Source organism: Candidatus Nitrosocosmicus sp. R (assembly GCF_054408505.1).
Genome location: NZ_CP167090.1, coordinates 902,875 through 916,489, shown reverse-complemented (window position 1 = coordinate 916,489; position 13,615 = coordinate 902,875). Strand labels below are relative to the sequence as shown.

Sequence of the window (13,615 nt, the reverse complement as noted above, 5' to 3'; positions counted from 1 at the left end):
CTATGACATTTGAAGCATAGTTCTATAGGTATTATAAACTCCAAAAATCCAGCCCAGATAGATAAACCCCTCTCTCAATCGATTTTTAACACTGCACCATTTACCAAGGATATTGATTCCTTTTTCTTCCTTAAAAAACCTCTATGAGGAGAATAGTTTTATATCCAAATGATAATTGGCAAGTAAAGTATATTTCTGATTCAAGAATAAGATAATCTTTCAAGCGATTTTTTACATTAAACGTATAAAAAGATTGTAAATACTGGTCATAACCTTCATATTTTGAAGGCACGCTAATTCCGACGAGAATAAAAATGACATAGAATATCTTATAGTATTAGATTTCATCAAATTGTAGCAGTAACATCTTAAATTAAAATATATATATTTGACATTTCAAAAAACTACATTCATGGGTAAAGCAGGTGACACCAGCGACGCAGATAGTCATAAAACAGAATATAAACATGCAAATTTGATCATTTGGATACTGGGTCTCAGTATAGTTTTAGTATTATATGTTCATACATCTTTAACTCCTGCTTTACCCGAAATGGTGACAGAATTTGGTGTAGACTATGGCGTCATCACCTGGGTACTTACTGCCTACCTTGTGTCGGGAGCTTCTGTGACAATAATAATTGGCCGCCTAGCAGACCTTTATGGTGCAAAGAAAATGCTACTGATTGTATTTATTTGTTATACGGTGGGAGTAATGCTGGCTCCATTAGCTCATGACATTTATACCCTTATCGGCCTTCGAATTCTACAAGGGGTAGCTGTGGCACTAGTTCCAGTTTCTATAAGAATTGCAAGAGAAATTGTTGGAGAAAAGAAACTACCTATGGCCCAAGGTATAATATTATCCATGTACCAAGGGGGCAGCGCAGCAGGATTAGTATTAGGTGCAGCCGTTGTTTACTATGGTGGATGGCAGGCTGTATTTATTTCGGCTATTCCATTTTCATTAGTTTTGTTATTCTTATTGTGGAAACTAGTTCCTAAAGTTGGAACCCCTACATCTATCAAAAAAGAAAAGGAAGGTGCAGATGGCGAAGTAGAGAAGCAAAAGTTTACAGATTTGGTGGATATACCTGGACTGATCACACTTATACTAACCATTTCAGCATTTATGTTGACTTTTACCTTCTTAGGTATGGGTGCAGAAGGAGCTACATTGTTCTGGGTATTCCTGATAATTGCAGTAGTTTCGCTCGCAGCCTTCCTGATGATTGAGAAGAGAAGTAAAAAACCGCTTGTCAATCTAAAGCTAGCATTTGGTAGGATCGTCTTGATAGCCAATATGATTTTCCTGATGCTAGGAGTTGTTCAGTACCTTGTTTTTACTACAATTCCTGTCCTGGGTCAGACACCGGAGCCATATGGATTAGGAATGAGTGTGCTATATGTTGGATTGCTACAATTACCCCAAGCGTTATTATTCGTAGTCCTTGGTCCCATAGTGGGTTTCATGGCAATCAAACGTGGCAGTTTAAGATTCATCGTACCAGGAGGCGTAATACTTACGATTGGAATGGTTGTTCTATTCCTATTTCATACAACACCTGTACAAACAGCAATGGTTCTTTTAGGGTTTGCTTTAGGCGGAGTCTTTATTACCCTTGTACCAAATCTCATGCTACGCCATACACCAAAAGAGGCTACTGGAATGGTTTCAGCAACAAACGCAACTATGAGAATTATAGGTGGAGCTATAGGTCCTGTTATTTCAGGTGTGTTCTTAACTCTCTTCGTAGTTCCCACCTCAGTATCAGGTACAACAGAACCGATACCTAATGAAATGGCCTTTAATATAATATTCCTAATAGGAGCACTGCTTTCAGCTTCAACTATAGTAATGTGCATAATGATGAAACGAACCGCAATTAAATTGGGCTCGGCACAAAAGCAATAATGATATCAAGTAACGGGATATAAACTATTTTTGTTATGTCGGTATCACTAATGTAATTGAGATAATCCAACCAATGGGATTTTAATCCACGCTATAATGATATCATATATCCACCCAGTAATGTAATGGGTTTCAAAAACTGTAAAGGACAACAGGTACAATCTCTTTTTTTTAAATTTTATATTTTTTCTGACTGAACACATTGAAAATTGATTTGAATGTATATTAGAGATCACCCCTACTTTCGTTAGTCAAATGTTAATTTTTTTTTTCTTGGTTTATCATTTAAAATTATTGGGCATGTCAACAGTTCCTTGTTGTTTGACAAAATATTAAATAACATAACAGAAACAACACTAAAACATCTTCAGTTTTGTATCAATAGTAAACAAGCCATTAGAGAAGCTGATCAATTGAATATGGTATTTTGCTGACTTTACGATATTGGGTTTACAGTCCTTTAGCTGTAGAATTAGATAATCATCTAAAAACTAATAAAGTGGCAAAACAGTCTTGAAAATATGACTAAGAAATCGTGTTTATCCATTTTGACGATGGGATTTGCAACAATAACTTTAATGGTGCTCGTGACATCCATATTTCTATTATTTGAAACTACAGGAGGGGATAGCAGTAGCTCTGCGCTTGCGACATCCCTGTCACAGCAACAAACACAACAACAAGACAACGGAACTATAGAGATTGCGGCTGGCGGCGGTAATCATTTTGCTCCTTTGACCACCTATGCACCTGACAAGGTTGAAGTGAAGGTGGGGCAAGCTGTAAATTGGTATAATCCCACCGAAGTAGGCGAACCACACACGGTGACATTTGTAATGGATAACAGCACCATGGCAGGAGCGGTTTCTCCTTTGTTTGTTTCAAACACTACAACATTTTCAAGTTCACCCCCCAATTCTAACAACGAACCAATAGTTTTACCCGGTCCAAACGGTACAAACACCATTATAGCATTAAACGCAAGAACATTCAATCCAGTTGTGATTGATTCTTCTGATAATGTTAAGTTCATGAACCCTAATGCTAACTATACCATGGACGGGACCGAAAAATATATCAATTCTGGTTGGTTCCTTCCCAACGGCATGGAACAGCAATTTCCAGGGTCAGGAAATACATTTACAATGTTATTTGAGAAACCCGGTACATACAACTATATCTGCATATTGCATCCGTGGATGACTGGAAGCATAACGGTAAAATAATCTGACCATGAAATCTAAGGAGAAATTTTATCTTCCTCCTAAAAACTATTTTTCCATTAATTCTTTCTTAGCTCATTGAATTTGATTTTGATCAAGTATGAAGAACAACTATTAAATTTCATGATTACTCTACCAATTTATAGAAACACTTTATGTAGATGGTCGCATTCCCCATAAGATTTTCGAATTAAGGATAACAAATATTCGAAATTACCTCAATTACGATTCGGATTAGTATTTTCAGCAGTTGTTTATCCTTGGGTAACTTTTAACTCAAAGGTCAAATAACATCTTATAGTTAAGATGAAATAAAATAACAAAATTCCCAAATTTTCTTGTATGGTGCAAAGCTCCCTTTAATCGAGATTCTATTATTTATTTTGTCAAGTAAAAAAAACAGGTCATTTGAGATCAGGAAAACGATATCTAAGTATTAATGATACTATATTCAAATCTTTTTATCAGCAGATCTAGTTATCAAATAAAGTATAAATTAAATGATTTTATCTCCTACTACAACTGTTACTCACAAATGATCATATGATTATGGCATTCGATCAATTTCTTTTGGTCTTTCTCCGCTAAACAGTCTAAATCGATCTGTCGGTACGCGCATACTGGAATAACAGGTATCTGAAATTGTGAAGGCAAATTGCACTCGTAATTTACAAGCTCAGTTGAAAATCCATTTTCAAAAAAACAATCCATCATACAAAATGCCCTTAAGCCTTTCTTCTTTAGTTGTGTTGATCGGTTTACTAAAGCCTGCCATTGATTCATTATTCTGGGCACGTCCACCTTACCATCCGGGATATACCACTCTTCATTCTTTATGATGACAAGAGATTCATTTTCTAGCAAAATATCCGCATTAGATAATCCTTTTGATTTTAAAGCCATAACAGTATTTTTGAGGTCGATATCATTTCTTATCAAAAGTAGATTTAATTCGTCTAAATCAACGCCTTTTTTGATGAAATCTACTGCATCCATTAATTCTTCCTGCAATGAATTATAAGATGCCAGAACATGATCAGTCAATTTTAGTTTATCAAATTTTCCTTTTGTCGGAGATATAACTGCAAGCAGATCTGAAAAACTAAATGGTTTTCGTAATATAGTCATACTAGATGATAAGCCTTGACGAATCAGTTCATTTTTAATAATATAAAGGCCTGCCGTTGTTGTAAAGACTATTTTTTGTCTGGGTATATTCTGAAGTAATTTTTTGACTATTTCAATTACATTATAATCACCAACATTGACATCAATAAATATAGTATCGAAAATAGATTTTTGAGTGGAATTAAATTTATCGAACATAGAAATATCGTTACAATTGGTCAATTTCTCAATATCGTCTACTATGGTATATGATACATGAGGTGATATGATACTCAAATATTTTTGACAAAGGAACTGAATATCAGGATCCGTTTCATAAACAAGGATATTAATTTCCTTTCTAATTGCCGTTGATACGGTTGATGGGTTGGTCATTTTTACATCATGATCGACTTTTCTTTCTCCAGGCTGGTAGTTTTTTGGATCCTGTGTTGGATTTCTCATTGGTCTTTTAACTCCAAATTAGAGACATCCATTCTTTTCATCATATAAGAAATAAATTTGGATTGATGTTCAGAATTTTTAACATAGTCAAGGAGGAAATTACCATGCGAGTCAATAACAATATCATTGCTATGAAAAACTCTAAAGAGGTAATAATAGTAGGGAAACTGATCAAACAAAGATTTTGAATAAGGACAAAGAATTGAACCCTCAAATGGTTTTTTGTGCAACCATATTTCTAAGTTAATGCATTCTTCAAAGTGTTTGTTTTTGAAAAGAAAGTCACTGCAGTCACTAATAAGTCGAATATGTTTATTATTTCTATTTTTATCCTTTTTAACGTTCTCCATCAGATTATTTTTAAACTTGTCAAATTCCTGTAAATTATCCATCATCGCTTGGATATAGTAATTAGCCATATCGACCAGAACGAGATTTTTATATTGTACATTTTCCTCAAAATTTATGATTTTTGGGGAAATATCTCTTAAAAAATCATTGTTTTGTAGAAGAACAGAGGCAAAAACACAAAGTTGACCTCGGGCTAAACCTTCATTGATGTAAGTGATATAAGCATCATTCAAGTCTTGTTGATTATCATACAATAATGTGATATGCGAATTTCGTAATGGATAAACAAGTTCCTTGATACTATCCTTATGGAATACCCCATGATGTTCCAAAAGCGATTTTAGTTCCAGATTGTCAAGTTGAACTATGTCCCCTTCCTCATATGCACAAATAACATTCAACGGAAATGGAAAACGTTTTTCCATAGAGCATTCATATTCTACAAGTTTATCAACAAAACTAAATATATTCTTATTATCATAACGTAAAGATCTATCCTTGTTAAAGAAGGATTTGGTATCACCAAATGCCCTCAGTCCACAAGTCTTTCCTTGCTTTGATGAATTTTCTTTTAAGAAATTATTCAATAGTGATTTTTCCACAGCTTTTTTCCACTTTGATTGAGTCCTGTCACCATCAAAAGGATCATTAATAAAATGCCATTGACCAGTGGATAAAACAGAAATTACTCCTTTTTCTAAAAGATTCAAGACATCAAATCCAGTGTAATCCTTTTCCATGCGTGTAATTGCATCCTCCTTGTTTATCTCGTCAGTTATCAATAATATGGCTTCATTATTTAAGAGTCCATCTTTTAAGAATTTAAATGCAGCATCTAACTTTTGTCTCCTATTAGGATATATAGCTAGTATATGATTAGAAGACTTTACCAAAGAAGAATCGAGATCTGCGCCAGTCAAATCAATATTTTAATAACGACTACAAACCTTTTATACTTTTTCCAATATATTTACAAAATAATTGATTATTGGATATGTATTCAAAAGAATTACAAAAATTCAGACTTTTTGATTAAAAATATGTTCAAGAGAAAGTTTGTAGTTATAGAAGAGAAAGGCCATGATAATTGGGGTAGTAATATACAGCTCCCTTTAAACGGCCCGGAATGCGGAGTGCTGAATCGAATTTAATTAAGCCTCATTTTTTTGCTAATACTTTATGCTGATTTAGTGAATCGATAAGGTGGGGATAAGTATTCATCTATATGTTTATTTCACTAATAAAAACGAGGTTAATTGTTACTTTTTCAATTATAACACCCATTTCAGATAACTGTGATAATTAATTCATGCGCATTATCATTCCAAACATATGTGTAATAAGTGTGCTATCACCTTCTTTGTGTTGTTGCTTTAAATTTGCTCTAGTTCGATTGATGTTTTTTTGCACTTCTTTCGTTAAATGAGGAGACCATATTAATAGTAGGAATCCTTAAAGAGAAAATCCTACCTTTCAAAGCAATTGATTTAAGAGCTCAATAAATTAATCTATTCATTATGGTTGACATGACATGTAGATTTGGTCGTGAATTTCCTAAAAAAGATTCTCTTAAAAAATCCTTTATGTACCAAACATCTAATATAGTAACCTCTTGTAATAATCGTCAAAGTATATGTGCATCAACCCTCCCGTGGTTTTTGCAGATTTCCATGTAGGCTTTCTATCAAAATTAGAAGTAGTTTTAAGTCTTTGCTGTTTAGCTCCTCCAGTCTATTTATCTTGTCTATAATGTTCTGTTTTGTTTCGTAGGCCAGCTCATTTTGATTCCCCTTCTTTTTTCGCGTCATGTACCAGACAGTAACAACGGAAACATAAATTCCCGTTAGCAAAGTTCCAACGATCATGGCGACTGCTCCTACGATTCTGCCTTCAAAAGTAACGGGGCTTGGCCCAAACGTAGCACCAGATGACATCTGGATAATATACCAAAATGATTCGCCTATACTTTTTATGGATGAATTTGGACTCCAACGTTCTGCATCATAAAATAGGAGGGCGATTACACCTAGCATGATATAAAATGTCATGACTACATGCAAAGTTTTACTAGTTCCAAGAACATTCAAATCATCCTTAACGACGACTCTAAGCATGTACAGTATTCCTAATCCTCTGAACATTATACCTAATGTCAAAGCTCCAGAAAATACCGTCTCAGGTAAAATGAAAATGAAAATCGGTAGTGATATGGGGATAATAAACCAATTATCCAAGATATATCTCCATCCCTGTTGCGATTTTTTCAGTCTTCCGTAGAAATCGAATAGAATAAGAGCAACAACAAATGCATCAAAAACTACAATGGCTATGATTTCGAAAGTTGAAACTGAATTTAGATGGCCATATACATGAATTAGCAAAATAACATCTACCAGACAGAGAAAACCATTTAATATTTCCAATATCTTGTTCGACATCAGAGGTTATCACCCGAGTTTCAAGTAATAAACCTTAACGGTCTGTTTTGTTGTTGATTAGTTCTAGTCAATCGTCACAGGAGAAGAAAGTCAAAGCCAAATACAGATCTCTTATTCCAGAGATAGGTACAAGTAGTCCCTGTTGTAACAACAATCATCTCCTGACTTACCAGGGCTTTGGGATCCCAACATTTTAGAGTACCATGGGCATTTCCATACCTATTTTTCATTCAAAATGGTAAAAACAACTTTCTAGCTAACTATTACTTAAATAATTATACAAGATTTGAGGCATCAGTTGTATATCGAATTGGGCTGTCTGATATTCACGGAGAGAATAGAGTGTTAAATTAGCAAACCTGAATGTTTTTATTTTTCCTATCCCAGACGGTAATGCTATTGATATTTCTATCCCATTGTACTCGCTTTAATTTCTGATCCCTTGCTTTTCTTTGACCAATAATAAGCCATTACACCCATTACAATAATCTGAGTCAAACCAAAAACTACAACTACAACAGCAACATTAGGCTGATCAGAGAAGCTTTGAGTTGCTATAAGCAAAGCTACCGCATCATTACGTATAGCAGTATCAAATGCAAGTGATCGCTTAGTTGAAGTCCGAGGCCCGCCCAGGAAATATCCTAGTGTACCATAGATAAGTACGCTTATCAAACTTATGATAATTCCCACACTCCCCATAACATAATGATAAATCCCATTTAGATTGGTCATGAGAACTAGGGCAGCTACTACTATCAGGAGAATAGTTGAACCTTTTTCCAAAAGAGTCCTAATTTTAACCCTGTCTGGATAACGATTGTTAATTAATATTCCAAATAACATTGGAACTAAGTAGAGAATTATAAGTTCGATAAGGATCCGTGATGTATGATTACTTGGAGTCGCAAAACCATCCCTATTAGCACTATCGCCAGCTGATCCGAAGAACACACCAAGCCAGAAGGGCGTGATGAATGCGGTCAAAACTGAAAGGAAGAACATCATTGTTGCAGCCAAAGCAATATCAGATTTTGCCATTTGAGCAAACTTGGGCCCCAACGCAGCCCCTGCACATACAGATACCAATAGAAAGCCCGTACTTATCGAATTGTCCATTGGGATTACCTGAACTATTATCCACGCTACCAAAGGAATTATCAAAAAGTTAGCTAGTAGGCCTTTTGTTATTAGCTTATAATTTGACAAAATACCTTTGATCTGCTTCAGATTAACGCTCAGGCCGATGGAAAGCATTGTAGTCACAACGAATAAACCAAGAGCAATTTCCCTAGTGACTAAAAGTCCGGGCACGTCATTTAGCAATGATTCTTACTCATTCTGATGTTCTATAAAACTCTCTCCCCTATTCCAAAATTATCGATGCATTGGAGCAATCCTTTGACCTTGACCAAATCTCCTGATAAAAAGACAAAATGGATCAATAGGGAGCAGTAAAGACATTCTCAGTATGATATAATTGAACCATAACGAAATGTAGCGATTTTGTAATTAGGTAGGTATCAACAGACATAGGCATACTACTCGTACCTGTGGATCATGGTGGTTTGCTCTGCCTTAATTCCAGTGAAATTACAGCCGGATTCTGGACGTCTGATCTAAAGTATGGTTAAAGACCCTCATCGATTGTATATTCTGACTAGTATATCTATGTAATAAAATAGACTACAAGTTAATTTCATTTAACAAGGAGAACACCAGTATTCAAATCAGATATCAGCTCTTATATATATCTGAATTTCATTTGTAAGCACTCTTGAAGGTAAAATAATCGATTGGATAACATTTTACTGTTTTGATTAATGAAGTTGCACACACATGACCAATGGAAGAATGATATAAATCAAAGACAATTAGTTCAAATGTTATATGATACTAAAAGTTTAGGCCAGAATAGCAACAATGCTAGCTATCCTTTCATTTATTCATTTCCCTTAGCCTATCAATAATGGCTATCATCTGTTCCTTAGTTTCTTGGTATCCATCCTTAAGCAGCTGGTCGATTGTAGTTTTTGAAAAGTCAAAAGTCTTATTAGATACGGTATGACTGTCATTCCTTCGCTCAAGACGAACAACATAATCAACATCTACGCTGACAGTTAGTAAATCCTCAAACCTCCAATGCTTGCCAGTGGCAAGAAGAACGGACTTGGTTTCGGCCTCCAAGATCTTTTGCAGTGCTTCTTCGCTCGCACCGTTCTCTTTGGCTAAATTAATTAGGGTCTTGACAAAAGTAATGAAATCGGACAACAGAATTGAGACATTTTCATCAAACCGTGTCCTGTCATGAAATATTATATCATTCTTTCTGTCAACAACACCGTCATAGTCAGATGGTAGATAATCTTGTCTAGCCGGATGTAGATTTATTATACCGTATCTCAATTTAGGTACGTTCTCTTTTAATTTTTTCACGTCATACCAATAATCCCTATAAGCGATTATTGTCTGTCTTAATGGAGTATTAGCTAATAGACCACCGTCCCAGAAACTGCGCAAACCGGTGTTGCCATTCGAATGAGAAGGCACATGGATATCCCCAGTATCTGCATTGTCGTCTTGCACTCCATCATCAACTAAGGCACGGCTTTCTACATTTAGCCAAGTATAGTCATAATTTATCGGAACTGAACAACTTGCTAGAACGAAGTCTGATGTAATTCCATCGTTATATCTTATAATGTGTTCAAACCCCTCAGTATTCTGCTGATCTTTCTCAGAATTACCAAATTTTATTTTACCATATCTACCGTATCTGACTTCCTCGTTCCATCCTCCTTTTCGTAGCTATCAAAAACCACAGGAGTAAGGTCTAGTATGTCCACAGCAACCAGCAAAAGCCTTGGTTCGTTATTTTCGTAACATGTGGAAATAGGAAATTTTGCAAACTTTTCGAGACTTTTCTTTAAAGGTTTGTTGTCGTAGACATACCACGTATTTGATGGATCAAAAAATCTATTATCAAACATAGGTATTTTGGGTACGAATACGTTAGGAACCCCCTTCAAAATAAATTCCTTAGTGCTGAAATATCTTCTGGCTGATTCTCCAGATGCTATTCGTTTATCTAATTTATGCCAAGAATCCCAATAAGATTTAAAGTTAGGTATCCTTTCAACAGAGGATTGTGTAGAAAGATACTCCCAAAAATCAACAAGCCTTTCACCAGATCCTTCCCATGTTTTATTTTCCTTTACATAGCTTACCAATAAGGCAGCATTTATTGCGCCTATTGATGTTCCAGATACGATATGAAATATTGGCTCATTTTCCCTGCCGCCTTCTTTAAAGTATTCTAAAAGATCTTCTTTAGCAGCTTTGTAACAACCTGCTTCGTATGCACCAAGCGAACCCCCCCCTTGAAAAATCAAAGCTCTGTTTATGTTGAGTTTCATGAATCCCATTCACATTCGGATTATTTATTATTGTTACAGTTTCAGGCCGTTTGAAGTTAATAGCTTCATATTTACCACTTCCATCTTGAAATAAAGCACTATTTTATGTATCAATTAGTGGATCGGGCAGATTATCAAAACTAATACTATTGTTAATGTAAGGAACACAAAAAAATGGCGTTCATGTAGATCCTATTCCACTCAAATTCTTTAAATTATTTTTTTCAATGTGATTACTATTGTTGATGATGTCTTGATAAAGTAACAGAGCTATTCAGATAATTTTTGATACAAAGATCATCTTTTTATTTGGAAATAATCAAAAACACCATCGATAATAAAAAAGCCATATCGATGTATTAGTTGGCTATTGAAACATAACCTTGACGTGAACCGTATTTTTAATGATGTAACCAAAATTGGAAAATTCATTTCTTCATCTAGTGGTATGCTTACCAAGGAAGGACAATCTGTTATAGGTAGCTTTGATCATGAAATTAGAAATCAAAATGACGTCTTCCGCATACCTATAAAAAATAATGGTTACAAAGAAGCGAAATGTACTATTAGTTTAACCTTTGATGGGAATGACTACGAAAGGGGATTCTTTAGAGCGCATAAGTTAATTTCCTATGTAATAATCTGGGATTATTTATATGACAGATTGTCATTTAAAGATTTTAAATAGCTTTTAGATGAATCAATAAAACCTACTCCAGTCTAAAAGACGGTAATTAATTGAGTCCCCATCGATAAAATTAATTATTCTGTGGGATTAAGTCCCTTATGGTATAAGGGTTCGGTGGAAATCATGTGGATATCCTCATAATCCTCGATAATAGTCGTTTCAGTATTTGTCACAGCTTAATACCATTTGAGAAGCTCTTGGAACCCTCTTTTCAATTAAAACTAAAATGTTAAAGCCACCTATTCCGCATCATTAGGAAGATTTGGTCATAATCTTTATCATATAATGGTCAAAGATATTGATGTGTTTCTTAAGCGAGTATGGGAGAATTGTAATATAAGTAAGGATTTAGAAGGAGAAATGGGAAATTATATTAAATTTGCCATAGATTTTTTTACAGTCTTCAAGATAGTGAAAATGCAGATATAATTTACTCGGACTCCTGTCTCTTTTTTGAAAATACTTTTCTTACTCAGAATATGAGATATATTATTTCACAGGTCTTAAGACGATTGTCGTCTGGAGAAGGCGGGCCTGTTTTATTCTTAAGCGCTGAATTCGGAGGTGAGGGAGCAAGGGAAAAATCCGCCAAACATGATGAACTTAAAATTTACTCTTAATCTAATCTTGTTGGATATTTGTTATAATTGATGACTTTGATTAAATTACTGTTATTTAATGAAATTTTAGGCTATTGAATCTGATTTAAGAGGAATTACTAATTGAAGTAAAAGGTTGTTTGGTGATTTTTTATCACCCTTTTATAACTTGTTAAATAAATGGCATTACTATGTCTAATAATGATAAAATCGAAACAGAATCTAATAATATAATCGAAGATACTATTCCTGGTAAGAATAAAGATTACAATAAAAAATCCTCTTATCAAATCAATAATAATAATAAGCAATCATTTGATAACATTTATAATTTAGAGCAGTCCACTCGATCTGTCAGCAACGCCTTAGAAGAATCTAAGAGAAGTATAGAGAGAAACACCGATGAAGCCATAAATCAAATTCCTCGTTTTGCCCAAGCAATTACTGACACACAGGAACAAACAGCACAAGCAACCAAGGATATCGCAGAAAACTATCTGGAATACCAAAAACAGGCCATAAATTCCTTTCAGTCAGTATTCGCACCATACTTTGAAAATGTCCACGATCAATTATGGAATAACCTAGAATTCTTTAGAAGAATACCCGAGATGTATTCAAGGTTGATAAGTAGCTATACAGAAAACGTAATTGCATTTAGTAGAATTTTTAATGACATCGCATTTTCTAATATTGGCTTTTTCAAAAACGCAGTCAACGAAGCAAAAGAACAATCAAAACATCTTGCCGACATAGGAAAAAGAAATGTAAGGATTTATGAGGGAATCGGAAAAGATAATACCTATAGATCCTCTGCATCTTATTCATCTGTAGCGAATAAAACAGATAAGTAGACTATCAGGCAACCCACAAATCAAGCTCAAACAACAATTTTTACTTTCTTTTCCTTTTTTTAATAAAAAAGGAGAATCTTCTTAAAAGAATAAGACATAGGATAATGGGTTTTAACCTTAAAATGAGATAATCCATATCAAAAGTATTTAATCAGATAAGCATATGGAAAATAATCATCGTATGTGTTATAATTTATATGATTTTTTCATGGTAACATCTACTTCAAAACTTGATTTTAGTTTTATGACTAGTCACAATCGTAAAAACGTCACATCTTATATATTGGGCATATAAACAAAATAGATTTTTATGCACTTTTTTACCCAAACGGAGAACTCAGCAATTAAGTTTGTATATTGCATATGGAATTTTATAACAAATAGTAAACATTTAATGAATAATTTTTGAATAAACTATATGAATATTAGGAAAATTCTTAAAGCATGGAATTACGTCTAAGAAACATCTCTTTGTAATTTCTAAAAAAGCATTTAATTATTTTTTCCTTATTCACTGATTTGAAGGGTTCAGGAATCTATTATGTTCCAAAATATGAAT

The 13,615-nt window shown here is 34.2% G+C and carries 11 protein-coding genes; 5 read left to right on the top strand and 6 right to left on the bottom strand.

Annotation, left to right across the window (positions count from 1 at the left end; translation table 11 throughout):
- Positions 1-412: 412 nt before the first annotated feature.
- Together AAGU22_RS04730 and AAGU22_RS04725 are read left to right on the top strand one after the other, a co-directional pair.
- Positions 413-1,915, top strand: a complete 1,503-nt coding sequence (locus AAGU22_RS04730) for an MFS transporter (RefSeq protein ID WP_458721077.1) — start codon at positions 413-415, stop codon at positions 1,913-1,915.
- A 521-nt stretch (positions 1,916-2,436) separates the two neighbouring features.
- Positions 2,437-3,141, top strand: a complete 705-nt coding sequence (locus AAGU22_RS04725) for a cupredoxin domain-containing protein (RefSeq protein ID WP_458721076.1) — start codon at positions 2,437-2,439, stop codon at positions 3,139-3,141.
- A gap of 522 nt (positions 3,142-3,663) precedes the next feature.
- Here the strand turns inward: AAGU22_RS04725 and AAGU22_RS04720 are convergent.
- The 6 genes from AAGU22_RS04720 to AAGU22_RS04695 form a co-directional block, all read right to left on the bottom strand.
- On the bottom strand, positions 3,664-4,710 hold the full coding sequence (locus AAGU22_RS04720; RefSeq protein WP_458721075.1) for an MEDS domain-containing protein: 1,047 nt from the start codon (positions 4,708-4,710) through the stop codon (positions 3,664-3,666).
- Positions 4,707-5,981, bottom strand: coding sequence for an MEDS domain-containing protein (locus AAGU22_RS04715; RefSeq protein WP_458721074.1), 1,275 nt, complete (start codon positions 5,979-5,981; stop codon positions 4,707-4,709). Before AAGU22_RS04715 ends, AAGU22_RS04720 begins: the two co-directional genes overlap by 4 nt.
- 720 nt (positions 5,982-6,701) lie before the next feature.
- On the bottom strand, positions 6,702-7,499 hold the full coding sequence (locus tag AAGU22_RS04710) for a hypothetical protein (protein ID WP_458721073.1): 798 nt from the start codon (positions 7,497-7,499) through the stop codon (positions 6,702-6,704).
- 408 nt (positions 7,500-7,907) lie between these two features.
- The gene (locus AAGU22_RS04705) at positions 7,908-8,825 is read right to left on the bottom strand and encodes a bile acid:sodium symporter family protein (protein WP_458721072.1); all 918 of its coding nucleotides are present in this window, start codon (positions 8,823-8,825) and stop codon (positions 7,908-7,910) included.
- A gap of 612 nt (positions 8,826-9,437) precedes the next feature.
- A complete protein-coding gene (locus AAGU22_RS04700) occupies positions 9,438-10,085 on the bottom strand; it encodes a hypothetical protein (protein WP_458721071.1) in 648 nt (215 codons plus the stop codon).
- A 167-nt stretch (positions 10,086-10,252) separates the two neighbouring features.
- Positions 10,253-10,915 (bottom strand): patatin-like phospholipase family protein, encoded by a 663-nt coding sequence (locus AAGU22_RS04695; protein WP_458721070.1) that lies wholly within the window; start codon positions 10,913-10,915, stop codon positions 10,253-10,255.
- Positions 10,916-11,285: 370 nt separating this feature from the next.
- Here AAGU22_RS04695 and AAGU22_RS04690 point away from each other — a divergent pair, with 370 nt between their 5' ends.
- The 3 genes from AAGU22_RS04690 (at position 11,286) to AAGU22_RS04680 (ending at position 13,056) form a co-directional block, all read left to right on the top strand.
- Entirely contained in the window at positions 11,286-11,603 is a 318-nt protein-coding gene (locus AAGU22_RS04690; protein WP_458721069.1) for a hypothetical protein, read from the top strand.
- Between the two features lie 479 nt (positions 11,604-12,082).
- Positions 12,083-12,223: a hypothetical protein gene (locus AAGU22_RS04685; RefSeq protein WP_458721068.1), complete on the top strand. Its 141-nt coding sequence runs from the start codon at positions 12,083-12,085 to the stop codon at positions 12,221-12,223.
- Positions 12,224-12,393: 170 nt separating this feature from the next.
- Positions 12,394-13,056 (top strand): hypothetical protein, encoded by a 663-nt coding sequence (locus AAGU22_RS04680; RefSeq protein WP_458721067.1) that lies wholly within the window; start codon positions 12,394-12,396, stop codon positions 13,054-13,056.
- Positions 13,057-13,615: the final 559 nt, after the last annotated feature.

Coding starts and splice junctions, on each gene's coding strand:
- AAGU22_RS04730 (WP_458721077.1), top strand. CDS start 413: ATGGGTAAAGCAGGTGACACCAGCGACGCAGATAGTCATAAAACAGAA.
- AAGU22_RS04710 (WP_458721073.1), bottom strand. CDS start 7,499: ATGTCGAACAAGATATTGGAAATATTAAATGGTTTTCTCTGTCTGGTA.
- AAGU22_RS04680 (WP_458721067.1), top strand. CDS start 12,394: ATGTCTAATAATGATAAAATCGAAACAGAATCTAATAATATAATCGAA.
- AAGU22_RS04685 (WP_458721068.1), top strand. CDS start 12,083: ATGAGATATATTATTTCACAGGTCTTAAGACGATTGTCGTCTGGAGAA.
- AAGU22_RS04720 (WP_458721075.1), bottom strand. CDS start 4,710: ATGAGAAATCCAACACAGGATCCAAAAAACTACCAGCCTGGAGAAAGA.
- AAGU22_RS04695 (WP_458721070.1), bottom strand. CDS start 10,915: ATGAAACTCAACATAAACAGAGCTTTGATTTTTCAAGGGGGGGGTTCG.
- AAGU22_RS04725 (WP_458721076.1), top strand. CDS start 2,437: ATGACTAAGAAATCGTGTTTATCCATTTTGACGATGGGATTTGCAACA.